The following is a 22,565-nucleotide window of genomic DNA, read 5'->3' as shown; positions in this document are numbered from 1 at the left end:
CAAAATTAGCATAGGAATGTCAATGAAATTACTTTTAATTGGTGCTGGCAATATGGGTGGAGCGATGCTTCAAGGTTTACATGTAAAAGATATTACGGTGGTAGAAGCGTATCCCCCACGCGCTAAAGAGTTACAAGAACTCTATCCCACCATCAAAATCGTGAATGAAATTCCCTCGTTGGAAGGGTATCTTGTTATTCTTGCCATTAAACCTCAATCCTTTGGAACGCTGCACACGAAAGGGATTGCAGAGGGTGTTATTTCCATTATGGCTGGCATTAACTTGGAAAAACTCAAATCGGGCATTATGGCAAAGCATTACATTCGCTCTATGCCAAATATGGCAGCGCTGGTACGAAAATCTGCTACGTCATTGTGCGGTGATGTTGCTTTAAAAGATGAGGCAATGGATGTACTCAGCTCCATTGGTCGCTGTTTTTGGTTAGAGAGTGAAAAAGAGCTAGACATTGCAACAGGTCTTTCAGGTTCAGCTCCAGCGTGGATTGCACTCGTTGCTGAAGCCTTAAGCGATGGTGCGGTCAACCTAGGGATGAAGCGAGAAATCACATATCAATACATTGCAACACTTTTTGAAGGAGTTGGTGAAGTGCTCAAAACGGAACATCCAGCACTCTTGAAAGATAAAGTGATGTCGCCAGCAGGAACAACGGCTGCAGGGTATGCAAAATTGGAAGAAGGAAAAGTGAGAGATAGTTTTATAAAAGCGATGGAAGCATCGTATGAGAGAGCAAAGGGTTTTTCAAAATAGAAGAAGCCTAAAGGGCTTGTCTTGTGACAAGCCTTAAGCTATTTTATGAGCTTTTCTTTTCGTTGATGCTGTTTTCTTCGTGCTTTTAGAATGAGAAATGACTTTGTGAGAGCTACTTTTCGTTTCGGTAAGATCAGGTAAAACATCTTCAAAAATTGTTTTAATATCGTTCCAACGGTGTTCAGAGTTAAGCATAACGACTAAAATATCTTTGTTGTCTTTTTTAGCGCGTGCAATGAGACAAGGCCCCGCTTTTTGGGTATATCCTGTTTTAATTCCTACGGCATATTTATAATTGTTAAGGAGTTTATTATGCGTGTAAGCCGCATATTTACGCTTCGTATTGACGGCTTGAAAATCATGACGTTTGAGTTTTGCCATATCATTAAATGCGTTGTTTTTAATGGCATATTCACTAAGGGTTAAAAGATCCAGTGCGGTAGAGTAGTGGTGCCCAAAATTACTACTATCAAAACCACAAGGATTCGTAAAGTTGGTATTTTTCATGCCAATAGCTTTTGCTTTTCTGTTCATCATACCTACAAACTTATCGACATCACCATCGCCTAAGTAAACGCCAATGCTCATGGCCGCATCATTTGCTGACATCACCATTGCTGCTTTAACAAGATCTCTAAGATAAAATCTCTCACCCACTCTAAGACCTGCTTTGGTAGGTTCAACTTGAATCATCTCACGCGTAATCGTGACGACATCGTTCATTCTGCCACTTTCTATCGCAAGCATTGCCGTCATAATCTTGGTTAAACTAGCAGGTTGGTTAATCTTTTGCTCATCTTTGGCAAAAATAAGTTGTTTACTATTAAGGTCTTTAGCAATAATAGAATCCGTATTACGTTTAATACGATCGGCAGTCTCTTTGTCAAGATAAGCTGCGCTCAGAGATGAGGTAATAATACATGCGCCGCAGATAAGCGATAAAATTTTTTGTGTCATGCTGCTCTTTTTTGAAGGATTTATCCGATCATTTTATATAAAGTTTCTTAAAAATTACCTTTTAAAATGGCTAAAATAGCCACTTTGCTTTAAATGATCAAAAAATAAACATAAAGCGTTATAGCTATTAAGGTAATAACGTTATAATGTTCCAAATTATTTAAACGCTGGTTTATCGTTATATACAATAAATACATAAGGAAGAAAAATGGATGGGATTGCCTCTGGTGTAATGAGCTTTGACAAACCAGTTTTGTTGGAAAAGAGAGTGAAGCTCTTAGAAGCTATTGCCGAGACAGGTTCAATCAGCAGTGCCGCTAAACGAGTAGGACTCAGTTATAAGGCTGCATGGGAAGCTGTCGATACGATGAACAACCTTTCCAATCATCCTTTAGTGGTACGTGTCACAGGTGGAAGCGGTGGTGGTGGAACGACATTAACACCCTTAGGAGAAGAAGTTGTTGCCAATTATTCCGTTTTAAAAAAAGAGTATGAGAGGTTTTTAAATCGGCTCTCAACCATGGGCGACTTTGAAATGAATAGTTTAAAACATATACAAAGGATTGCTATGCAAATTAGTGCACGTAATCAGCTGATGGGGAAAATCGGCGAGATTAAACAGGCAAAAGTCAATGCAGAGGTGAGTATTGTGCTCAAAAGTGGAGTCATTCTTGTATCGACCATTACCAATAGTGCTGTTGAAGAGTTAGGGTTAGAAATCGGGGATGAAGTGGTTGGTATTATCAAAGCCTCATCTGTTTTGATTTCCAATGTTCTTGATATTGCGACCAGTGCTCGCAATAAACTTGTGGGGATGATCACAGACATTAAATTGGGTGAGGTTAATGCCCAAGTGAGTGTAGATATTGGTCAAAACGATGTGGTTGTTTCCACCATTACGGCTGAGTCAGTGAGAGCTTTAGGGCTTGCTGTTGGGTCGCGTGTCTGTGCCATCATCAAATCGAGTAGTATCTTAATCGGAAAATAATCTAATATTCAAGGAGTTTCTATGTTAAAACTGTTATTAGCGAGTGTTTTGTTAAGCGCGAGTTTGCTTGCAGGAGAGATCAGTGTTGCGGTTGCCGCCAATTTAAGTGATGCGGTAGAGTCACTTAAAACGGAGTTTGCTAAAACAAACCCAAATACAAAAGTCAATACGATCCTAGGTGCTAGTGGTAAATTTACAACGCAAATTAAAAGTGGTGCGCCATTTGACATTTTCTTAAGTGCCGATATGAAATTTCCTGAGAGTTTGTATGAAGATGGTATTGCTGTAACGAAACCTGTTGTTTATGCGAGTGGCGCTTTAGCAATGGTCAGCACGAAAGGGCTTGATTTAAGTAAAGGTATTGCAGTGATTGTAGATCCAAAAGTGGAGAAAGTTGCTATTGCAAATCCAAAAACAGCACCGTATGGAACAGCAAGTATGGAGGCGTTTAAAAATGCAAATATTTTAGACAAAGTTGAACCAAAACTCGTTCAAGGTGATAGTATCGGACAAGCGTTACAGTTTTCTTTAACTGCGGCTGATGTGGGCTTTGTTAATGCTTCTGCTTTTTACAGCGACAAAATGAAAGAGTATAAAAAAGGCGTTCAATGGGTTGATGTTGATCCAAAGCTTTATAAACCAATCGCTCAAGGTATTGTTCTTTTGAAACAAGCAGAGAAAAATGCGGAAGCTAAAGCGTTTTATGACTTTGTTTTGAGTGCTAAAGCGAAAGCAATCTTTAAAAATTATGGATATGTCGTCAATGAATAGACTGCGTGCCGTTGTTACCCAGATTGAAGGTGAGCAGAATCTTCATATCATCACGTTTGATTATGAGGGAAGTATACTTAAAATGATGGGGCTTGATTTGCCAAAGGGTTTACATGTAAAGAGTCATGTGACCCTTGGCGTAAAGCCTTCACATGTCGCAATTGCCAAAAATCTTAGTGGAGAGCTTAGTTATTCCAATCAGCTTCCCGCTAAGATTGTGAGTATCGAAAATGGAAAATTATTGAGCAATATTCTTTTACATGTAAAAGGAAGCGAGGTACAAAGTTTTCTGACTTTAAGCTCTTCAATGCGCATGAATCTCCAAGTAGGGGATGATGTCACTTTGTTGATGAAGGCAAGTGAGCTTTTCGTCATGGAGGTAGAAGGTGTTTGAAAAACTGATGGCATTGGAGTTTACTCCCTTTTTGATCTCGTTTAAACTCGCTTCTATTACTACGTCGATTCTCTTTATTGTCTCTTTGTTCATCGCATGGAATTTATCGCAGAGTAAATCTCGCTTTAAGCCTATTTTTGAGTCCATCACGGCACTTCCTATTGTTTTACCTCCCTCCGTTTTAGGCTTTTACATTCTGTATGCCCTCTCATTTCATTCTCCTATCGGACGATTTTTTCAAGATGTACTGGGTATAAAGTTGGTGTTTAACTTCTCAGGGTTAGTGGTGGCAAGTTGCTTTTATTCCCTCCCTTTTATGGTGCAACCGCTTCAAAGTGGTTTTGAAACGTTGCCTAAAAATATGCTTGAAGCCTCGTATATTGCAGGAAAAAGTAAGCTCAAAACACTTTTTTGTGTGGCAATGCCCAATATTAAGCCCTCTTTGATGACGGCTATTGTCATTACATTTGCGCATACTGTGGGTGAATTTGGTGTAGTCTTGATGGTGGGTGGAAGCATTCCCAATCAAACGAAAACGGCTTCGGTCGCGGTGTATGAGTTGGTCGAAATTATGGATTATACCAGTGCTCATATTTACAGTGGCATTATGGTTATGATCAGCTTTTTGGTTCTTCTTTTGGTGTATATTTTTAACCGTAATCAGAATCGCCGTTTGGGAGGGATTGCATGATTGAGATTGATGTCCAAAAAGAGCTTTTAGGCTCGATGGGTAAGATGGATTTACATGTAAAACTTTCGATTGAAAAACAGAATTTCGTGGCACTTTCAGGTCAAAGCGGCAGTGGTAAAACAACATTACTTCGTATTTTAGCGGGTCTTGAGAGTGCAAAAGGTCAGATAAAAGTAGATGATGAGGTATGGCTTGATGAAGCACACTGTCTGCCTCCCCAAAAACGGGGTATCGGTTTCGTCTTTCAAGACTATGCCCTTTTCCCCAATATGAGCGTCCTTGAGAATCTTCTCTTTGTGCGTAAAGATAAAGCTTTAGCCGATCAGCTTTTAAGTATGACAGAGCTTAGCGAGCTTAGCAATCGCAGACCTGCAACGCTTTCTGGCGGGCAAAAACAGCGTGTGAGTTTGTGCCGTGCGATGATGAACAGACCCAAATTACTTTTAATGGATGAGCCTCTTTCTGCACTGGACCCTTCCATGCGTACAAAACTTCAACATGAGATTTTAACCCTTCATAAGGCCTTTGGTACCACAACGATTATGGTGAGTCATGATCCGAGTGAAATGTATCGACTAAGTTCTCGTGTGATTGTCCTCTCTCAAGGTCACGTCGTGCAAGATGGAGATGCTAAAAGTGTGTTACTTCGCACACAAGGCAGTCAGAAGTTTTCGTTTGAAGGCGAGTTATTGGATATTGTGAAAGTTGATGTGATTTACGTTGCCATTGTCTCTATTGGACAACAGATTGTTGAAGTGGTTCTTGATGGTGGAGAAGCTAAAGATTTACGGGTAGGCGACAGTGTCAGTATAGGAACTAAAGCGTTTACACCGATTTTGCAAAAATTGATCTAAGGGAACAGAATGAAAAAGATGGTGATAAGCGTCTGTATCGCTTTGTTAAGCCAATTGATTGCTGATGATTTTAAAATTGCCGTGGGAGCAGGGTATAAAAAACCTGTGCAAGAGGTACTTAAAGTATATGCCGAAAATCATACCAAGGTAGATGCCATTTATGGCAATATGGCACAAATTTTTGCCCAAGCCAAACAGACGGAAATAGCTTTAGTCATTGCCGATAAAAAATTTTTAGAGAAGCAGAAAGAGCTCCATTTTGAACATTATCAGAAAATAGGAGAGGGTGTTGCTGTCATCGCTTATGCTAAAGGGATTTCATTTACACGCATTGAAGATTTGAAAAATGAGAGCATTAAAACCATTGCAATGCCTGAAGCTAAAAAAGCGATTTATGGCGATGCTGGCATAGAGTTTTTACATAATGCCAAATTGTATGAAAGCGTGAAAGAAAAACTTTTGGTCGTTGCTACGGTTCCTCAGGTAAGTTCTTATGTGAGTACCCATGAGGTGGATGTGGGCATTATGAACCTAACCGCAGCGCTGGATAGCATGGATAAAATTGGTGGTTACATCAAAATCCCGCAAACGTATTATACACCTATTGAGATCGTTGCAGGGAGCTTAAAAGCCTGTGAAATAGATAAAGCATGTCAAGAGTTTGTTGCTTTTTTACAAACACCGAAAGCGAAAGAGATATTTGTTAAATATGGGCTTTGATATGGTACAGGTTTGGCACCCTTTGGTGCTAAGCCTTAAAACCATCAGTGTGGTAGCACTCCTTTTGGTTTTTTTGGGTATTCCACTTTCTTATTATCTCTCTAAAGAAAACTTAAAATACAAGTGGTTTCTTGAAACACTTGTGACGCTTCCTCTGATTTTTCCTCCCATTGCCATTGGATTTTTACTGCTGCTCCTCTTAGGTAAATACGGTTGGATAGGAAGTTTCTTGAATGCAATGGGTATACGGTTTATTTTTGACTTTAACGGGTTGGTGTTAGCAGGTTTTGTAGCTGCCCTTCCACTCATGGTCAAACCTCTTCAGTCAGCGATTGAGTTTTTTCCTAAAGCGATTAAAGAGGCAGCCTATATGAGTGGCAAGAGTAGGTTTCATACATTTACTTTCATCATTCTTCCCTGTATTAAAAAAAGTGTGATTGCGGCTCTTTTAATTGCATTAGCACGTGCCTTGGGCGAAGTAGGCATTACGCTAATGCTTGGTGGAAACCTTGTGGGTAAAACGGATACAGTCTCTTTAGCCATTTACAATGCTGTCTTTGATGGAGAATACCGCTTAGCATTGTTTTTATGTGCTATTCTCATCGCGATCTCTTTAACTGTCTTTACGGCACTGCATTTTTTTCAAAAAGAGGAGTCATTTCTTTAAATCATCTTGTGTTACAATATTATAATTTAGTAAAGGTTTACTTATGATGGATATGATACGTGAAGATGTCGGCTTAATCGACATTACCACGGTAGGATTGGATATTGGGTCGCACAAAGCCAAGATTTCATTTGCTTCCAAAGAGCCTATTGTGCTATGTGGTGTAGAATTTGTCAAAGAGATGTGTGATAAGCTCGGGCTTGAAACACATGCCTACAAAGAGTGTGGCGATAGACTCGAAGCAGGCGAGCTTATCTTAGAAGCTTATGGCAGAGCAGATGCTGCGCATAAGGCATGGAAAGTAAGTCAAAATATTCTCGAATTTTTAAGCGGTATTGCGACCAAGACTCACACAATGATTACGCTGGCACGTGAAGTCAATCCTAAAATTGAACTCCTAACGACACGTAAGATTTTCCCTCGTACCAAAGAGTTAGCGCTCAAAGCAGTCTATGCAGGTGGCGGGGCACATCACCGTTTAGGGCTTTATGACTCTGTTTTAGTCTTTAAACAGCACCGTGTCTTTTTTGAGAGTGATGCCGCTTTTGAAGCACAATTCGCCAAAATGAAACAAAAATATTTGGAAAAAAAGATTGTCGTGGAAGTGGATAGCTATGAAGAAGCACGTTATTTTGCTACCCTTGGAACAGAGATACTACAATGCGAAAAAATGGATTTTGCAACCTTAAAGCGCTGTGTGAGACTCAAAAAAGAGTTTCCAAATCTGCTTCTTTCTGCTACAGGAGGCATTGGTGAGCAAAACATTGTTGCCTATGCCCAAACGGGGGTTGATTTTATCGTGACCTCTTCACCGTATCATGCAAAACCTGCTGACATTAAAGTCATAATTTCAAGAGAGGATTGATGCAGACCATTGAGCAGATTTATACCGCGGAGGTCGAAGAGAAGAAGTCGACGTTTTTAGCCTATCTCTGCCCAATGAACGCGTTTGAATCTTTACATGTAAAGCTCAAAAATGACCATCCTAAAGCCGCACATATTGTTTGGGCAAAACGTTTTTACAATGAGTTCCGTCAAGTTGTTGAAAACAACTCAGATGATGGTGAACCCAAAGGTACCTCGGGTCCTCCCGTACTGAATGTCATGCGAGGTGTTGAACTCATTGAAGCTGGGCTTTTGATCGTGCGCTATTTTGGAGGTATAAAACTGGGTACGGGTGGATTGGTAAGAGCCTATGGAAGCAGTGCTAAAGAGGTGATTGCTCATGCTAAACTTATCCCTTTTCTCTTCAAAGAAATCCTTACATGTAAAACTGACTATCCTCTCGTACCACGCTTTGAACACTATACTACAACACAAAATATAACTGTAGTAAAAAGAGAATTTGAAAGTGATGGTGTGGTGTGGGAGATAGAGGTGAGCGAAGAAGAGAAAGAGCAGTTTTTGCTCTTCGCTCACACGTTTGAAAGAGATGGTTTTAAACGCTTATAATTCGATAGCTTCCACTTCAATAGCGAGATTGATCGTGTCATCGACAGTAAGTCCACCACCTTCTAAGATTTTATTCCATGTTAAACCAAAATCTTTACGATTGAGTTTTCCTTCCAAGCTAAAACCTACACGTTGGTGACCTTGAAAATCTTTGATCACACCATGAATGGTACTGACTAAGACGATATCTTTTGTAACACCATGGATGGTGATTTTGCCATACACTTTGTCATCTTTCATAGACGTCATCACAAAATCAACGGTCTTAAATTTTGTAACATCAAAAAAATCACTGCTACGTAAGTGGTCATCGCGTTTTGCAATACCTGTATCAATAGACGCTGCGTCGATTTTTGCACTCAGTTTATTGAAGACTTTTTTGTCCGCATCAAAGTCAATATCCGCTGTGTAGGCATTGAAGTTACCTTTAACATTGGAAATCATCATATGTTTAACTGAAAAGCCTATATTGGAGTGAGTATTGTCGATGACAAACTCTTTTGCCTCTGACAGTGAGAAGAGAAAGACTAGAGCCATAATAGGTTTCAAGAGATAGTTCATCGTATTCCTTTCTGAATAAAATTAAGAAAGTATAGTTTGATACCGCTTATGGCTTTGGTGTTGCCAAAAAGTAGTTTTTTAGTTTAAGAGAGTCATTTTGATGTATTCAAAGAGCTGAAAAACGCCTGCACTACAAATACCTGCTAAGACGCCCGCAAGCATATCATCACCAATAACACCCCATCCACCTTGGACATTTCGGTCAATTTTACCAATCAAAGAAGGTTTCCATATATCAAAAATACGAAAAAAAACAAAACAGAGTACCACTTGAAGGAGTGTACCTGAGCTTAGAATAAGTGCAATCCATACACCAATCACTTCATCAATAACAATGCGACTGTCGTCATGTTTACCACTCACGGACTCATAGGCGTTAATCTGTTTGACACCCAAAATTGTAAATAAAATGGTTAAAAGGACAATAGTCTCCATCGAAATATAGCGGATAATCAATGCTCCTAGAATCACAGCCAGTAAAGAACCTGCCGTTCCGGGAGCTTTAGGGGTATGTCCTGTATAAAAAAAGGTTAAAAAAGCATTTGGCATAATGAGTCCTAAGTCAAAGAGGTGGTTTGATGTAAACGCATCAGTTCAAGATAAAAATCACGTTCATCATGAGATTCTAAAAGACCGCTGTTAGGGAAAATAGCATCATAAATTTTTCCAATATTGGAAAAGCGATGTTTAAAGAGTTCACTTAACAGTAGGGCTGAGAGATCTTTGCGCATAAATATGGCGGGTGGGAGCATGCCCGCTTTCAAAATCTCTAAAAGCGATTTTGCGTGGTACTTGATATGGTGATGTCCGCCATGAGGGCAGGTGTTGGTGCTCACCAACGTTTTACATTCATTGCAATAGACAAATTCAGTGATGATTTCGATATCGATATCGAGGTCGTCATAATGATCTAAAACAGACTTCATCTCATTTTGATCATAGTAGGCGCCAATACCACTATGGTGTTGACCAAGAACCAGTTTATTACACCCTAGGTTTGACGCACAAATGGCATCTAAAACAGCATTTTTATAGCTCGTGAAGAGGTACGTATTTTCAAAGGGCACAATCACAACTCTGTTTTTGGGTAAATAATTATCGACAAAATATTCAAGTGCTTTAAGGCGCAACTCATAAGAGAGAAGATCTTGCTTGTAAGGTTTCAATAAAAAGATAACCATCATATCGCACTTCTCAAGAGTGATACGAATGACTCGTTCATGTGCTCTATGAAAAGGATTGGCATTCATCATAATGGCAGAGACATTTTTAGCACCAAGAAGTTTTTTGGCATCGGCAATTTTATTTTTAACATTTTTAACATCATCAAATTGGAGCTCATACTCTCCACATACGGCGATGTCTCCCAAGCGTTTGAGGAACATTTGTGTTTCAGGATTGGAAATATCATACGTTCCAAAAATTTGCTCAATGCGCTTTTTTTTATCTACTTCAAACACTTCATCAACAATGATCGTTCCTCTGATCTTTCCATCAACCATAAAGTCAAGAGGCTCACCTTGATACGCTGTTGTCAATACTTCCCTATTTTTTTCACCCGCAGGAGCGATGATAAAAGGGAAAGGAAAGGGTTTTCCTTTGTAGTAGCCGCTCTGCTCAACTTCCCTTGCTTCTGCACCATTCATCAGTTTGTCAACAGGATGTAAAACACCTTCTTTGGCAAGGGCAAGGGTTGCTATAAACTCTTTATCTAAAAAGAGTTGTCGGTTATTTTTTCTTGTTGATTCCATATTTTTTCCTTTTCTCCCAGAGGCTTTTGCGAGATATTCCTAGTTTTTTTGATAGTTCTGTATCGGGAAATTTATTTTGAAAATTGAAAATGACATACTTGACATAATCATCAATACATAAAATATCACCCTGATCTAAAATTTTGCTGTCAGTCGTAAGTTCTAGTTTTGTAAAGTCACTCTCTTCGTTCGGGTCAGTGCTACAAATAATAGCACGTTTACCCTCCAAAATGTTGTAGACTTTAAGTTTCTCGCTTTTTTTTAAGATTTTGAAGGTCAATAATGTAGAGTAACTCCTCACTTCCTGCCCGTGCGATCTTCTCATAAGCCGTACTTTGCGTTAAAGAGATGAACGTAAATGTTTCATTTTGTGTCTGGGCATAATTAAAGACAAGTGCATCGGCATGTTTTTGAAAATTGGTTTTGATGAGAATTGGGAATTTTGTCTTTTTATCAAGTGGTTCTAAGTTTGCGCTCGAAAAAAGATTTTTGACATATTCTTTATAGGTTTCATTCTCTTTTTTGAGATTTTTAAAGTCGCTTAAATGTTGTAATTTTCGGATCAACTCTTCAATCATAAACGGCTTTTGAATGTAATCACAAGCACCTGCTTTGATTGGGTTGGTGACGGTGTCATTACTAATATAGGAAATCATTAAAATAATGATAGAGGAGCGATGTTTTTCAATAACAGGGTAGAAATTTTGCCCAGAGATATTGGTAGAGAGCAATATTGCATCGTATTTTTCATCTTTGAGCGCATCTTTAATACTGGTAGCAATTTCACATAAATGTCCTATTTCCATCAACTTGGAGGCAATACTTTGAGCGAGATAAATCTCGTTTTCAACGATTAAAATCTTCATACATTCGTCCAATCATAATATTTTAATGTAGCCGTTGCACTGGTTGCAACACCTTCTTGTCTGCCGACAAACCCTAGTTTTTCTGTTGTGGTTGCTTTTACATTAACATGGATAGGCGAAATGGCCATAATGTCGGCAAGGCAGAAGCGAATTTTGTCTTTAAAGGCACTCAAACGCGGAAATTCTGCCATGATGGTCAGATCACAATGAACGATTTCAAATCCCACCTTTGCTAGAAAAGAACACACCTCCCTTAGAAGTAGTTTTGAATCAATATTTTTATAACGTGGGTCATTATCAGGGAACAGTTCTCCAATATCACCCGCTCCTGCTGCTCCTAAAAGAGCGTCAATCAGTGCATGAATTGCAACATCCCCATCGGAGTGTGCTTTAAAGCCTGTTGTTGGATGCACTTCCACACCTCCAAGCATCATGACTTTGCCCTCTTCATAGGCATGTACATCAAAACCTTCTCCAACAAAAGGGGTAGAGGAGGGAGCTTTGAGGCATGAAATGGTGGCACTATCTTCTTTACATGTAAGCTTTTTAGCTTCAGGATTACCCAAAACATAAGCAACTTTTCCCCCTATCGCTTTGATGGCACTGCTGTCATCGGTATACAGGGTTGGTGTTTGAAGGGCTTTTCGTAAGAGTTCTGTACGTGAAAGTTGGGGCGTCTGAATGAGTTTAACATGATCACGATTAATCGTAGCATTTTCATAAACGACTGTATCGACAGCTGGAAGATAGGGAACCACAATGTCGTTGTTTTCCATTTCCGCTAAGATGCGCACAAGCATCTCTTGATCAATACAAGGGCGAGCAATGTCACTCACAAGGACAAAAGGCGTTTTTACATGTAAAAGGGCATTGGCAAGGGATTCTTGTCTGGTCGCCCCACCTTCGACGAACGTAATGGACTCGCTAAACTTTTTGGCATAAAAGTGTTCATCAGGTGTTGTCGTAACAATGATTTGCTTAAAAGGAAAAAGCTGTTGGAGATTTTGAGTAGCAAAAAGCCATAAGGGTGTATCTTCACTGCGTAACCATTGCTTTTTAACACGTTGATTAAACCGTGAAGAGCTACCTGCACCTAACATCACAAGCGCTAAATCGGGCAAACTTTGTCCTTTTTTCTGAAGTGTTACAATATTATACATTTCGAAAGCTTTTTTTTATCTTTTTTGTGTTAAATTCTGCCATCACTTAAGCATAAAGGTCGAGAAAATGTTAAATAAAGATGCCGTTTTAAGCGCATTAGGTGGCGTAAAATACCCAGGTTTTGAAAAAGATATTGTGACATTTGGTTTTGTTAAAGATATTGATATAACCGATAATAATGTTTATGTAGAAACAGAGATCGTCTCTTCTAGTAAAGAGGTAGGCGACGAATTAAAAGGTGCTATTGAGAAGGCAATTCAAGCGATTGGTGCGACTCGTGTGGATGTTGTGGTGAAGCAGCCAAAGCCTCCAGTTGAGAAAAGCAACTCACAATCTGGTAAAAACATGGCGCCTCACATCAAGAATTTCGTGATGGTAAGCTCAGGAAAAGGCGGTGTGGGTAAAACAACTACCACGGTTAACCTTGCGATTTCACTGGCAAGCCAAGGTAAAAAAGTAGGTTTACTGGATGCTGATATTTATGGACCAAACGTCCCTCGTATGATGGGTGTGGTTGATACGCATCCAGAGATCGTTGGACAAAAAGTAAAACCAATCCTTGCCTATGGTGTTGAGATGATGAGTATGGGTTCTTTAATGGAAAACGGTCAGTCACTCATTTGGAGAGGTGCAATGGTTATGAAAGCCATTGAGCAACTCTTACGTGATATTTTATGGAGTGATTTGGATGTGCTTTTCATCGACATGCCTCCAGGAACAGGTGATGCACAACTCACGTTGGCGCAAAGTGTACCCGTTACGGCAGGTATTTGTGTTACAACCCCTCAACAAGTCGCCCTTGATGATACCGAGCGAAGCTTGGATATGTTCCAAAAATTGCATATCCCAATAGCAGGAATCATGGAAAACATGAGTGGATTTATCTGTCCTGAGACCAATAAAGAGTATGATATCTTCGGAAAAGGGACCACCAAACCGTTAGCGGATAAGTTCGAAACCATCGTCATTGGTGAGATTCCTATTGAACCTGCTGTTCGTGAAGGCGGAGATGCTGGAAAACCAGTGAGCTTCTTCCATCCAGAGAGCGAGACAGCGAAACGCTATCAAGCTTCAGCTCGTAAGCTATGGGAGTGCATTGAAAAAGTAAATGCCGAAGGTGGTGCCAACAATGAAGCGATTCAGCCAACTATGGGTATTAATGGCGCACCCAGTGCTTGTTCAAGTGTGAAAAAGTAAGGATTAAAGGAGAAGGTATGGCGTTACGCATTACTATTGATGAGACAGATTTTAAAGCATTGGTTCAAGAGATTGAATCACAAGAGGGATACCGTAAACCGATTGGTTTTGGTATCGCGAGAGTTGATCGTGGACAACTAAGTCCCGAGAAGATTTTACAAGCAAGCTTTCCTGTGGTCAACTGGAATGAGAACTTCGGCAGTGCCGCTATTTTAATCGCAGCATTGCAAGAGAGTGGGGTTGATGTCGATTTTACCAGCAGTGAATTTGTCTATGATGTTAAGAAAAAATTTGTTAAAAATGCCATGAATGCGTTCACACCTTATCTCAATCTTGCTTTGGGAGAAGCGCATAAAAATGTTCAAGTCATTAAAACACTCGATTGGATTGCGCAAACCGAAAAGCTAAAAAAAGATTATCGTATTGTCTTTATCTTTGAAGACGATGCACCTTTAAGTCCTGAAGCGGTCTATCTTAAACTCTATGCGCTCTCAACAGGAAAAGCTCCGATTCGTTCCTTGAATCTTTCAGGGGCTTTTGGCGTGCTCGAGAATGTTGCATGGTCTTTGGGGCAACCTATTGAGCTTGAATGGCTACGAATGCATGAAATTGAGATGAAACTTTTGGGTGAGTATCCACTCATCGAATCTGTCGATAAATTCCCTCGTTTCTTATCACACATTATTCCTGCCGATAATACACGTATTTTGGATGCCAGTAAGGTACGAATGGGTGCACAACTGCATGCAGGTACAACGATTATGCCAGGAGCCAGTTACGTCAACTTTAATGCAGGCACAACGGGTGCTGTGATGGTGGAAGGTCGCATTAGCTCTTCTGTTGTCGTGGGCAAAGGGAGTGATGTGGGAGGTGGTGCTAGCATCTTAGGTGTGCTAAGCGGAACGAATGGTAATCCTGTGAGTATTGGTGAAAATACACTGCTTGGCGCCAACTCTGTGACGGGTATTCCTTTGGGAAATGGTTGCATTGTGGATGCGGGTATTGCTATTTTGGAGGGTACTAAAGTTGGTGTAAATGCTGGAGAACTTGCTAAGATTATCGAAGCAAACCCTAAAGCAAAACTCAAAAAAGCAGGTAAAGAAGAGATGGTTTTCTTAAAAGGCTTAGAGTTAGCAGGACTTCATGGCGTTCATTTCCGCCAAAATAGCATGAATGGTATGATCATAGCAACACGCAGTAAACGAGAAATCAAACTGAATAGTGAACTTCATTAACATCAAAAAAGAAGAAGGGGTTTAAGCTCCCTTCTTCATGATGGCATTATTAAATTCCTCTGCCCATTTTAATGATACTTTTCGATAAGTCTCATTAGCAATAGGGTCATCTTTTAAAATCCAGTTACCACATGTTGAACACTTGGTTGCATACGTTTCTAATTGCTTTAAATCCATAGAATCTATCTCTTTTAGGCGTGCTTTACATTCTGCGATAGAGCATTTGAGGTGACTATTCATAAAGGACTCCGTTAAAGGGGATTGATTTATGATTGTAACATATTAAAAAAAGTAATTATGTATGAATTATAAGCAAATGAGACAGTTACGCCCGCTTTCTTTAGCTTTATACAAAGCATCATCGGCTATTTTGATGATTTCATTGGGTGTTTTTCCTTTGGAAGAGGTTGCTAAACCAATACTAATGGAGAGCCTCTCTTTTTTGACAGTGTTTGCCTTTTGTATCTCTTGTGGTACTTTCTCAGGACGATTTTTATCGCGTATCACAAAGCCACGTCTGAAAATCCGCTCCCTCACTTCTTCCAATGCCATAATGCACTCTTCTTTCTTTTTACCATTAAAAAGAATAGTAAACTCTTCCCCACCATAGCGATATGCTTTCCCGCCATTTTTAATATGACTTAACTCTTTGGCGACTAATTTTAAAACATCATCGCCAATATCATGTCCAAATTTATCATTAAATTTTTTAAAAAAATCAATGTCGGCCATTGCAATCATATAGTGTGAACCTAGATGTAAAAAGCGTTCTTCCAAGGCTCTTCTTGATGGGATACCTGTCAGTGTATCGGCATATGCCATACGGTAAGCATCATGTACAAGAGCACTGATAGCAATAAGTGAGGTCACAAGAGAGAAGAGAAGAAAAGAGTTACTCTCTTGTAAAAATAAAAAAGGGATCATCTGCGCTAAAAGCATCCAAAAAGGGGCTTTTTGACTTTGGACTTCAAACAGTAAAGAGATCAGAAAAATAAACAGAAGAGATATGAGCGAAATAATCAGTATAAAATCACTTGCCTTACTTAAACCATGTAAGCTTGCATGCAAAATAGGTGTATCTAGAGCTTGTTGCATACTGGGTGAAAAATATTTTAAGCCAAGGTATCCAATTCCTAAAACAATGAGTCCAAGCGCTGTTCTGAATGCTCCAAAGGAACTAAAAAGACCACGTTCTTGTAAGGCATAAAGCAAGAGGTATCCCAGTGCCGTAATAAGCGGGGTGATATGCCAAAATGCGGTGACACTAAGCTTGGTAAAGAGGGTACTTGGAAAGGCAAGGGCTAAATCAAAAAAAAGTGGGAAAAGTAATAAAACAAAGAGTTTACTTTTGTTGAAATAGATACTTAAAAAAAGAGCAATAATGAGAAAAACAAAGGTACTTTGCCAAACAAAATAATAGGCATACGTAGGGATAAGTCCAAATTTCAAAATACAAAGGGCAAGAAGAATCATTCCTAAACAGAGTGCATGAAAAGTCGAAAGAGCCTCTTTGAATTGTTGCATTTCGTTCCTGTGTTTTTTTACGATTATAGCAAAATTAGCTCATACTCCCATAAATTTCCCATCAAAGGAGCTTGAAGATGAGGTTTGCCTAACAGTAATTTTACCACCTCTACGCTTTGAATTGAGGCAGCAAAGCAAACGGTAAACGAAGGATTGCCTGAGCTTTTTTCTACACCATCACCTTTTTGGACGTAGAGTTGATCAAGTGAAGATGATGTTGCAAACTGACTGTAATAGCCAGCAATTGCACCATGAACAAAAGGTTTTTGCTCTTTGAGGCAAAGATTGGCAAGGAGGCATTTGAGATCAGGATTGTCGAGTGCATCCACCACAACATCCACTTTAGCGATAAGGTTACTATCGGTTTTAGGATCAAAAAAAGTGGTCATACTCTTTACATGTAAAGAAGGGTTAATCTCTTCAAGCTTCTCTTTTAGAACTTCTGCTTTAAAGCGTCCCAATGTTTTGGGTGAGGAAAAATTTTGACGATTCATATTATGCTCTTCGAAAACATCACCATCGCATAAGATGAGGTTTCCTACCCCAATGCGCGTCAGCATTTCAGCCACAAAACCACCCAGTCCTCCACATCCGATAATCAACACGGTAGATTGGAATAGAGCATACTGCTCCCCAGTGGAAATGGTTTTTTGATTGCGTTTGTAACGAAGGGGTAAAATATTATGTTTTAGAGCCATCTCTTCAACGTCTCTAAAATTACATGTAAAGTGTTTCATTGCCGCATAACTCGCTTGAAGAGGGAGAAATCCATCACAAGTTTGCTCTTTTAAAAAGGTTAGAAGTTCCATTTTTTCTTATCCTAGTGTATAATTTTCCTATAAGGAGATCCAATGCATATTATACTCAATGCTTTTTCATTTTTGCGAGAAAAACTCACACAAAAAGGCATACCTTATTTGAATGCTTCATGGGTGATAGAGGATAAAACACGGATTGTTGATTTGATCGATTCTTTAGGGCTTGAGCAAAAAGAAGTGGAAGCAGTTTTCCTCAATAATACGGTTGTTCCCAAAGAGACAGAGCTACATGAAAATGATCGTGTAGCGCTTCTGCCTCCTGGAACACCAGGATCCTTCCGTCTTTTCTGCGGGCTCAAAGGGAATTAACCGCCACCCACTTTTGGAAAGAGAGCGATTACATCGCCCTCTTGCAAACAATAAGATGGTTCAACGTGTTTATTATTCACCATCAAAACACCTAAAGGTGATACACTCTCAAGCTCCAATAGGTCTATCACCATTTGAGCCGTTGTACCGATGGCATAGTTTCTTTCCTCAACCTTAAAGCGACCTTCTCGGTATTGAGCAAAGAGTTTAACAACAACGTGCATCAGAAATTCCAGAACTCATCAATCTCTTCACCTGTAAAATCCCAAGTGACATTGTGAGGAGGAAGTGCTTCGTACTTCATAAATTCTGGTAGACGATCATCTGCATTATTAAATCCTGCTTTAATGTTAAATTCATGCTCTATTTTGAGGATGGATTTTCCAAGGTTCATGACATCATCGATGGTAAGGGCAGCACCAAAGCGAGCATTAATCATATCAACTAGTGCTGGTAAACATTTTGGATCATCGAGTGCGGCAAACGCAACAAAGATACACATACCTGAACTATCAACCGCAGCTGAAGCAATTTGGAGGTTACGTGCAAGTTCAACTTGTCCCTCTTTTTTAAGAGGATCGACATGTCCACCACTGTTAAGGATGTTAGTAGCAACAGCGTAGCCTGCCGTATGATCAGCACCCATTGGTGTCGTAGCATACGTAACGCCTTGTCCCTTAACGGCGCGTGGGTCATAGGCTGGAATCGCTTGTCCTTTAACGGTAGGAACTCTGACTAATCCGTATGCTTTTCCTAAAATATGGGTTCCTGCACCGAAAATTCTTCCAAGAGGCGTACCTGTTGGTATATCATGAGAGAGTATTTCATACGCTTTGGCTCCATCGCCGTATGCAAGAATACCCGCATCAACAGCTACACCAAGCACAACAGAGGTTTCGATAGAATCGACACCCAAATCATCCATCAGACCATCCATTTTTGCGATCAGATCTAAATCTTGAATACCAAGGTGTGCTCCGAGAGCCCAAACGGTTTCATATTCACAGCCAGACGTTAAATATTTACCATCTTTGTCATTATAGACTTGTGAACATTGAATAACACAGCCTGCATGACAGCCATGGGTTGTTTTTCCTCCGCGTGCTTTAATGTTTTCAGCCATCGTTTCACCACTGATATCCTCAGCATGCTCCCAAGAACCTGCTCTAAAGTTACGGGTTGGAAGCCCTCCTGCTTCATTGAGGATATTCACCAAAATATTCGTTCCAAATGCGGGTAGACCTTGTCCACTGATAGGATTTTCTTGAAGTGCTTTGGTAAAGATTTTACTCGCTTCTTTAAATTTATCAGGATCAGCAATCGTGACTTCTTTATAATCAGCGGCATCTACAGTGATACATTTGATTTTTTTAGAACCCATAACAGCACCGAGTCCTCCACGTCCATGACTTCTGAGTTTTCCACCTGGGTCTTTGACAGAGACATTCGCTAGGTTCATACGCATTTCACCGATACGGCCAATACTCATGACCGCAACTTTTTTGTCATATTTCTCCATCATTGCATCGAGAACAGCGTAATTATCTTTGCCTACGAGTTCAGGAACAGGAATGAATTCAACATTATTTTTGGTTACATGTAATTGATAAAATGTATTTTCATCTTTAGGTTGCCCTTCGATAATGAGCGCTTTAACCCCAAGCTTAGAGAAAATACCGGCACTTGTGCCACCAACATTTGACTCTTTGATACCACCTGTCAATGGGCTTTTCGCACCAAGAGAGTTACGACCAGAGTTGGAAGCAGATGTACCAGAAAGAAGTCCGGGAGCGAAAACCATTTTGTTATTCGGTCCTAACGGGTGACATTCTGGATCGACCTCTTCAGCAACAATAGTAGATGTAAGACCACGTCCACCTAATCCCAACCAGCGAGCGGGAACCTCTTCAATTTTAAAACTTAGATTTGTCATATTGACACGATAAATTAGATCAGCCATGATAACTCCTTTATATGGTTCTTTCCACCATAATATTCAAAGTTTATAGCATGAAAATAGCAAACTCAGGGAAATATCTTAAAACAAAAACATGCTTTTTTAGCATATCTTTTTTTACACACTTTCCCTTAAGAAAGGAGTGACATTAAGCCACTACTTTCTTAGGTTTGAGGGATTGAAGTTCGATAATGCGTAGAACAATAGCAGAGTAATAAGGGACACTTTGGATTAAAAGTGTGAATGAAAAAAACGTAAATTTCTGTAATGCGTGTATAGTTGGTAAAGTAAAGTGCAAAGAATGAGATCGTTAGTAAAGACGCTAAGATCATCTCATGGCGAATCGGACTTTTATTGACTTTTTTGGTATTGCCACCTTTTTCGGTACGTTTAAAAGGAAGTCCATCTTTGACAAAACCATCGTATACGGCTTTAAAGATAACGAGCTGTAAACTCATGGAAGCAATGGCACTGAGCATCGTCTCTCTCACACTCATTTTGACTCTGGTATGGTACAAGATAAACGCGTGCAAAATGTTAACCAAGAACGCTACTAAGATAGGCAGTGTCAAAGGCAGTGTTGGAATGGTGACACCCACAAAAATGATAAATGGCACCCAAAAAATATTTAAAAAGGCGGTCATCGCACCAAAGGCATCGGAGAGCCAGAAAAACCAACCTGCCACAAAGTGGTATTTTTGATAAGGCGTTAAGGTTTTAGATGAAGGCATAAAATGACGCCAGTGACGTTTTAAGATCTGAATAGCCCCATACGCCCAACGGTGGCGTTGTGTACGAAAGGCTTCTACGGTATCGGGGAGTAATCCCCAACCATAACGTCGGTTGGTATAGTGCGCTGTGTAGCCTGCTTCAAAAAGGCGTAGCCCCAGTTCAGAATCTTCCACGATGGTGTACGTTGTCCAGTCTCCCACTTCGTGTACCGCAGAGAGTCGTGCCATTAGCATCGTACCGTGTGCGACGATGGCATTTTCTTCATTACGTTCCACCATACCGATGTCAAAGAAGCCAGCATATTCAGCATTCATCGCCTGCTTGATAAGGGATTCTTGGCTATCACGGTGATCTTGAGGTGCTTGAACAAGTCCTACTTTTGGATCATCAAAGAGGGGAACAAGGTCAATCAGCCAATCTTCGCTGACCACATAATCGGCATCAATGACGGCCAAAATCTCTGCTTTTTCGTTGGTGTATTTGAGTGCTTCATTGAGCGCACCTGCTTTAAAGCCTTTACATGTAATGTTTAAAAAGACAAATTTTTCGCCTAGTTTGGCACAATGCTCTTCAATAGGTTTCCAGTAAAACTCTTCAGGTGTGTTGTTAATAATCACCAAGACTTCATAATTGGTGTATTTCATATGCGCTAGTGAGTTAAGTGTCTCAATTAAAACATGCGGTTGCTCTTTGTACGCAGGGACATGAATTGAGACAAAAGGGGCGTGCTCTAGTTTGAGATGCAGTGGAGCAAGACGTTTGGGTGCAATGCCTAAGGTACATTTAAAGAGCTCATTAATTTTAGCTAGAGTGATAATGACCAAAGGGATCATCAAGAAAATTCCCATTGTCCACATAATCCACATACCAAAGTTCATATAATAGACAAATGGATACGTCGCTGCCATCGCAATACCAAATCCCATTGCTTGAGATGCCGCAGAATAGGTAATAGCATGTGCAAAGTTGACGCGTTGATTTCTAAGACCAAAGAATGTCAGCAAAATTCCAAAGAAAACAGAGCCTGCCATTTGATAACGCCATAGCGGATTGATAATGGTTTGTTTAATAAAATGAAATTTAGGTTGTTTATTGGTATCGAAGAGTCCCCAATACGGTCCAACACTTCCTTCATGCACACCTTTCCATGGTTGATCAAACGCTTCAACGATGTTATAGGTCCATTTTTCTGCCTTTGCCATTTCCAAAAAGCCTGTAATTGCGGCAATTTGATTGGTCAGTGTTGCTTCTGCTTTTTCATTGTTATATCCACTACTTGGCCAGCCAAACTCCCCGATGGTTATGGGTTTTTTAGGATACATCTTAGCAATGGCATCGTATTTCTCTTTTGTAAAAGCAAGTGTTCGCTCTATAGGCACTTTTTCCCAGTAAGGTAAGATATGCACACAGATAAAATCCACATGACGTGCTAGTTCAGTGTTACTCAGCCAAACATGTTGAACTTCTGCTGTTGTTACAGGAATGCGGGTGCGAACTGAAACACGGTCAATATATGCAAACAGCTCTTCAGGTGTCAAATCAGCACGTAAAAGAACCTCGTTTCCTACAATAATTGAGGAGATTCTAGGACTGTACAGTTTGATCAGTTCAAAGAGTGTTTCAATTTCAGATTCATTGGCATTTTTGTCGGTCGAAAGCCACAATCCAACATCAACTTTGAGTTTAGTGTCTTGGACATTCTCTAAGACATGTTTTGCATCAGAAATAGCATAAGTTCGCACTTTTCGTGCAATATGCTCTATCGTTTTCATGTCTTCAGCAATTTCAGCATCGCTTTTGAGCGCTTTCTCAAATCCTTTAAAAGGTGTATAGGAGAGAGACTCTAATTTTTCACCAATTTGGGGTGATATAACGATTTGGTCACCCGTTCTCGTCCATAATAAAATCTGAATAAGGGATGTGACAACAATGGAAAGTAAGATGTATTTGAAGTATTTCAACCGTATGCTCCGAAAAAAATTTCATATCGATAACAAGTATGGCGATTTTACAACAACTTTGTTTAAAAAAATGAAGAGTGCTTGTTTACATGTAAAAAGTGACGGTTGAAAAAAGTTTGGAAGAGTTTTTTAGGGAAGTTGTTTTGTAGAATTGCCCTCTTGAAACAATCATTCATTCACCCTTTTTTAGGGTTTCTGAATGATTTAAAAAGAGAGTGAAGAGAGATTTT

At 39.9% G+C, this 22,565-nt stretch carries 24 protein-coding genes and 1 pseudogene; 13 read left to right on the top strand and 12 right to left on the bottom strand.

Going from position 1 to position 22,565, the window contains the following annotated elements; translation table 11 throughout:
• Nucleotides 1-22 precede the first annotated feature (22 nt).
• Entirely contained in the window at nt 23-769 is a 747-nt protein-coding gene (proC, locus tag Sdiek1_RS10925; RefSeq protein ID WP_087439143.1) for a pyrroline-5-carboxylate reductase, read from the top strand.
• Nucleotides 770-802: 33 nt separating this feature from the next.
• Here proC and Sdiek1_RS10920 read toward each other — a convergent pair whose 3' ends face one another.
• Nucleotides 803-1,726, bottom strand: coding sequence for a D-alanyl-D-alanine carboxypeptidase family protein (locus Sdiek1_RS10920; protein ID WP_087439142.1), 924 nt, complete (start codon nt 1,724-1,726; stop codon nt 803-805).
• Nucleotides 1,727-1,934: 208 nt separating this feature from the next.
• Here Sdiek1_RS10920 and Sdiek1_RS10915 point away from each other — a divergent pair, with 208 nt between their 5' ends.
• The 9 genes from Sdiek1_RS10915 to Sdiek1_RS10875 are packed head-to-tail and all read left to right on the top strand — an operon-like array spanning nt 1,935 to nt 8,263.
• Nucleotides 1,935-2,714: a TOBE domain-containing protein gene (locus Sdiek1_RS10915; RefSeq protein WP_087439141.1), complete on the top strand. Its 780-nt coding sequence runs from the start codon at nt 1,935-1,937 to the stop codon at nt 2,712-2,714.
• Nucleotides 2,715-2,735: 21 nt separating this feature from the next.
• The gene (gene modA / locus Sdiek1_RS10910) at nt 2,736-3,485 is read left to right on the top strand and encodes a molybdate ABC transporter substrate-binding protein (protein ID WP_087439140.1); all 750 of its coding nucleotides are present in this window, start codon (nt 2,736-2,738) and stop codon (nt 3,483-3,485) included.
• Entirely contained in the window at nt 3,478-3,879 is a 402-nt protein-coding gene (locus tag Sdiek1_RS10905) for a TOBE domain-containing protein (RefSeq protein WP_087439139.1), read from the top strand. The genes modA (Sdiek1_RS10910) and Sdiek1_RS10905 overlap by 8 nt, the downstream gene beginning before the upstream one ends.
• A 7-nt stretch (nt 3,880-3,886) precedes the next feature.
• The gene (modB, locus tag Sdiek1_RS10900) at nt 3,887-4,570 is read left to right on the top strand and encodes a molybdate ABC transporter permease subunit (RefSeq protein ID WP_192866794.1); all 684 of its coding nucleotides are present in this window, start codon (nt 3,887-3,889) and stop codon (nt 4,568-4,570) included.
• Nucleotides 4,567-5,424, top strand: a complete 858-nt coding sequence (locus Sdiek1_RS10895) for an ABC transporter ATP-binding protein (RefSeq protein WP_087439137.1) — start codon at nt 4,567-4,569, stop codon at nt 5,422-5,424. Before modB (Sdiek1_RS10900) ends, Sdiek1_RS10895 begins: the two co-directional genes overlap by 4 nt.
• A gap of 9 nt (nt 5,425-5,433) precedes the next feature.
• On the top strand, nt 5,434-6,144 hold the full coding sequence (gene modA / locus Sdiek1_RS10890) for a molybdate ABC transporter substrate-binding protein (RefSeq protein WP_087439136.1): 711 nt from the start codon (nt 5,434-5,436) through the stop codon (nt 6,142-6,144).
• A gap of 1 nt (nt 6,145) precedes the next feature.
• Nucleotides 6,146-6,811, top strand: coding sequence for a molybdate ABC transporter permease subunit (gene modB, locus Sdiek1_RS10885; RefSeq protein ID WP_238098946.1), 666 nt, complete (start codon nt 6,146-6,148; stop codon nt 6,809-6,811).
• Between the two features lie 43 nt (nt 6,812-6,854).
• A complete protein-coding gene (gene modD, locus Sdiek1_RS10880) occupies nt 6,855-7,676 on the top strand; it encodes a ModD protein (protein WP_087439135.1) in 822 nt (273 codons plus the stop codon).
• Complete coding sequence (locus tag Sdiek1_RS10875; protein ID WP_087439134.1) at nt 7,676-8,263, top strand: IMPACT family protein; 588 nt, start codon at nt 7,676-7,678, stop codon at nt 8,261-8,263. The genes modD and Sdiek1_RS10875 overlap by 1 nt, the downstream gene beginning before the upstream one ends.
• On the opposite strand, the gene Sdiek1_RS10870 is transcribed toward Sdiek1_RS10875, so the two are convergent.
• The 5 genes and pseudogenes from Sdiek1_RS10870 to Sdiek1_RS10850 form a co-directional block, all read right to left on the bottom strand.
• Entirely contained in the window at nt 8,258-8,824 is a 567-nt protein-coding gene (locus Sdiek1_RS10870) for a YceI family protein (protein ID WP_087439133.1), read from the bottom strand. The two genes, Sdiek1_RS10875 and Sdiek1_RS10870, sit on opposite strands and share 6 nt — an antisense overlap.
• Before the next feature lie 78 nt (nt 8,825-8,902).
• Complete coding sequence (locus Sdiek1_RS10865; RefSeq protein WP_087439132.1) at nt 8,903-9,373, bottom strand: phosphatidylglycerophosphatase A family protein; 471 nt, start codon at nt 9,371-9,373, stop codon at nt 8,903-8,905.
• A gap of 8 nt (nt 9,374-9,381) precedes the next feature.
• Nucleotides 9,382-10,575: a hypothetical protein gene (locus tag Sdiek1_RS10860; RefSeq protein ID WP_087439131.1), complete on the bottom strand. Its 1,194-nt coding sequence runs from the start codon at nt 10,573-10,575 to the stop codon at nt 9,382-9,384.
• A pseudogene (locus Sdiek1_RS10855) lies at nt 10,553-11,441 on the bottom strand (response regulator). The gene Sdiek1_RS10860 and the pseudogene Sdiek1_RS10855 overlap by 23 nt, the downstream one beginning before the upstream one ends.
• Nucleotides 11,438-12,562: a bifunctional 2-C-methyl-D-erythritol 4-phosphate cytidylyltransferase/2-C-methyl-D-erythritol 2,4-cyclodiphosphate synthase gene (locus tag Sdiek1_RS10850; protein ID WP_087439887.1), complete on the bottom strand. Its 1,125-nt coding sequence runs from the start codon at nt 12,560-12,562 to the stop codon at nt 11,438-11,440. Before Sdiek1_RS10850 ends, Sdiek1_RS10855 begins: the two are co-directional and overlap by 4 nt.
• 106 nt (nt 12,563-12,668) lie before the next feature.
• Here Sdiek1_RS10850 and Sdiek1_RS10845 point away from each other — a divergent pair, with 106 nt between their 5' ends.
• Both Sdiek1_RS10845 and Sdiek1_RS10840 read left to right on the top strand, forming a co-directional pair.
• Nucleotides 12,669-13,799 carry an Mrp/NBP35 family ATP-binding protein gene (locus Sdiek1_RS10845; RefSeq protein WP_087439130.1) on the top strand — a complete coding sequence of 377 codons (1,131 nt, stop codon included), beginning with the start codon at nt 12,669-12,671 and terminating at the stop codon, nt 13,797-13,799.
• 17 nt (nt 13,800-13,816) lie between these two features.
• Nucleotides 13,817-15,034 carry a tetrahydrodipicolinate N-succinyltransferase N-terminal domain-containing protein gene (locus Sdiek1_RS10840; protein WP_087439129.1) on the top strand — a complete coding sequence of 406 codons (1,218 nt, stop codon included), beginning with the start codon at nt 13,817-13,819 and terminating at the stop codon, nt 15,032-15,034.
• A gap of 21 nt (nt 15,035-15,055) precedes the next feature.
• Here the strand turns inward: Sdiek1_RS10840 and Sdiek1_RS10835 are convergent, their stop codons facing one another.
• From Sdiek1_RS10835 to Sdiek1_RS10825, 3 genes are all read right to left on the bottom strand, one after another.
• Nucleotides 15,056-15,274 (bottom strand): hypothetical protein, encoded by a 219-nt coding sequence (locus Sdiek1_RS10835; RefSeq protein ID WP_087439128.1) that lies wholly within the window; start codon nt 15,272-15,274, stop codon nt 15,056-15,058.
• 66 nt (nt 15,275-15,340) lie between these two features.
• Nucleotides 15,341-16,558: a GGDEF domain-containing protein gene (locus Sdiek1_RS10830; protein ID WP_087439127.1), complete on the bottom strand. Its 1,218-nt coding sequence runs from the start codon at nt 16,556-16,558 to the stop codon at nt 15,341-15,343.
• Between the two features lie 23 nt (nt 16,559-16,581).
• Nucleotides 16,582-17,367: a HesA/MoeB/ThiF family protein gene (locus Sdiek1_RS10825; RefSeq protein ID WP_087439126.1), complete on the bottom strand. Its 786-nt coding sequence runs from the start codon at nt 17,365-17,367 to the stop codon at nt 16,582-16,584.
• Nucleotides 17,368-17,409: 42 nt separating this feature from the next.
• On the opposite strand from Sdiek1_RS10825, the gene thiS reads away from it, so the two are divergent.
• Complete coding sequence (gene thiS / locus Sdiek1_RS10820; RefSeq protein ID WP_087439125.1) at nt 17,410-17,685, top strand: sulfur carrier protein ThiS; 276 nt, start codon at nt 17,410-17,412, stop codon at nt 17,683-17,685.
• On the opposite strand, the gene Sdiek1_RS10815 is transcribed toward thiS, so the two are convergent.
• The 3 genes from Sdiek1_RS10815 to Sdiek1_RS10805 all read right to left on the bottom strand — a co-directional run bounded on the left by Sdiek1_RS10815 (nt 17,682) and on the right by Sdiek1_RS10805 (nt 22,335).
• Complete coding sequence (locus Sdiek1_RS10815; RefSeq protein ID WP_087439124.1) at nt 17,682-17,909, bottom strand: MoaD/ThiS family protein; 228 nt, start codon at nt 17,907-17,909, stop codon at nt 17,682-17,684. The genes thiS and Sdiek1_RS10815 overlap by 4 nt on opposite strands.
• Nucleotides 17,909-19,645, bottom strand: coding sequence for an aldehyde ferredoxin oxidoreductase family protein (locus Sdiek1_RS10810; protein WP_087439123.1), 1,737 nt, complete (start codon nt 19,643-19,645; stop codon nt 17,909-17,911). The genes Sdiek1_RS10815 and Sdiek1_RS10810 overlap by 1 nt, the downstream gene beginning before the upstream one ends.
• Before the next feature lie 161 nt (nt 19,646-19,806).
• Nucleotides 19,807-22,335, bottom strand: coding sequence for a glycosyltransferase family 2 protein (locus Sdiek1_RS10805; RefSeq protein WP_238098944.1), 2,529 nt, complete (start codon nt 22,333-22,335; stop codon nt 19,807-19,809).
• Nucleotides 22,336-22,565: the final 230 nt, after the last annotated feature.

Origin of the sequence: Sulfurospirillum diekertiae (assembly GCF_002162315.1) — a bacterium.
Classification (GTDB): Bacteria; Campylobacterota; Campylobacteria; order Campylobacterales; family Sulfurospirillaceae; genus Sulfurospirillum.
Note: the sequence above shows the minus strand (reverse complement) of the source record. Positions and strands in the feature narration are given on the sequence as shown.

Excerpts from the sequence above, each read along its gene's own strand:
- proC (WP_087439143.1), top strand. The coding sequence starts at position 23 with ATGAAATTACTTTTAATTGGTGCTGGCAATATGGGTGGAGCGATGCTT.
- Sdiek1_RS10920 (WP_087439142.1), bottom strand. The coding sequence starts at position 1,726 with ATGACACAAAAAATTTTATCGCTTATCTGCGGCGCATGTATTATTACC.
- Sdiek1_RS10915 (WP_087439141.1), top strand. The coding sequence starts at position 1,935 with ATGGATGGGATTGCCTCTGGTGTAATGAGCTTTGACAAACCAGTTTTG.
- modA (WP_087439140.1), top strand. The coding sequence starts at position 2,736 with ATGTTAAAACTGTTATTAGCGAGTGTTTTGTTAAGCGCGAGTTTGCTT.
- Sdiek1_RS10905 (WP_087439139.1), top strand. The coding sequence starts at position 3,478 with ATGAATAGACTGCGTGCCGTTGTTACCCAGATTGAAGGTGAGCAGAAT.
- modB (WP_192866794.1), top strand. The coding sequence starts at position 3,887 with ATGGCATTGGAGTTTACTCCCTTTTTGATCTCGTTTAAACTCGCTTCT.
- Sdiek1_RS10895 (WP_087439137.1), top strand. The coding sequence starts at position 4,567 with ATGATTGAGATTGATGTCCAAAAAGAGCTTTTAGGCTCGATGGGTAAG.
- modA (WP_087439136.1), top strand. The coding sequence starts at position 5,434 with ATGAAAAAGATGGTGATAAGCGTCTGTATCGCTTTGTTAAGCCAATTG.
- modB (WP_238098946.1), top strand. The coding sequence starts at position 6,146 with ATGGTACAGGTTTGGCACCCTTTGGTGCTAAGCCTTAAAACCATCAGT.
- modD (WP_087439135.1), top strand. The coding sequence starts at position 6,855 with ATGATGGATATGATACGTGAAGATGTCGGCTTAATCGACATTACCACG.
- Sdiek1_RS10875 (WP_087439134.1), top strand. The coding sequence starts at position 7,676 with ATGCAGACCATTGAGCAGATTTATACCGCGGAGGTCGAAGAGAAGAAG.
- Sdiek1_RS10870 (WP_087439133.1), bottom strand. The coding sequence starts at position 8,824 with ATGAACTATCTCTTGAAACCTATTATGGCTCTAGTCTTTCTCTTCTCA.
- Sdiek1_RS10865 (WP_087439132.1), bottom strand. The coding sequence starts at position 9,373 with ATGCCAAATGCTTTTTTAACCTTTTTTTATACAGGACATACCCCTAAA.
- Sdiek1_RS10860 (WP_087439131.1), bottom strand. The coding sequence starts at position 10,575 with ATGGAATCAACAAGAAAAAATAACCGACAACTCTTTTTAGATAAAGAG.
- Sdiek1_RS10845 (WP_087439130.1), top strand. The coding sequence starts at position 12,669 with ATGTTAAATAAAGATGCCGTTTTAAGCGCATTAGGTGGCGTAAAATAC.
- Sdiek1_RS10840 (WP_087439129.1), top strand. The coding sequence starts at position 13,817 with ATGGCGTTACGCATTACTATTGATGAGACAGATTTTAAAGCATTGGTT.
- Sdiek1_RS10835 (WP_087439128.1), bottom strand. The coding sequence starts at position 15,274 with ATGAATAGTCACCTCAAATGCTCTATCGCAGAATGTAAAGCACGCCTA.
- Sdiek1_RS10830 (WP_087439127.1), bottom strand. The coding sequence starts at position 16,558 with ATGCAACAATTCAAAGAGGCTCTTTCGACTTTTCATGCACTCTGTTTA.
- Sdiek1_RS10825 (WP_087439126.1), bottom strand. The coding sequence starts at position 17,367 with ATGGAACTTCTAACCTTTTTAAAAGAGCAAACTTGTGATGGATTTCTC.
- thiS (WP_087439125.1), top strand. The coding sequence starts at position 17,410 with ATGCATATTATACTCAATGCTTTTTCATTTTTGCGAGAAAAACTCACA.
- Sdiek1_RS10815 (WP_087439124.1), bottom strand. The coding sequence starts at position 17,909 with ATGCACGTTGTTGTTAAACTCTTTGCTCAATACCGAGAAGGTCGCTTT.
- Sdiek1_RS10810 (WP_087439123.1), bottom strand. The coding sequence starts at position 19,645 with ATGGCTGATCTAATTTATCGTGTCAATATGACAAATCTAAGTTTTAAA.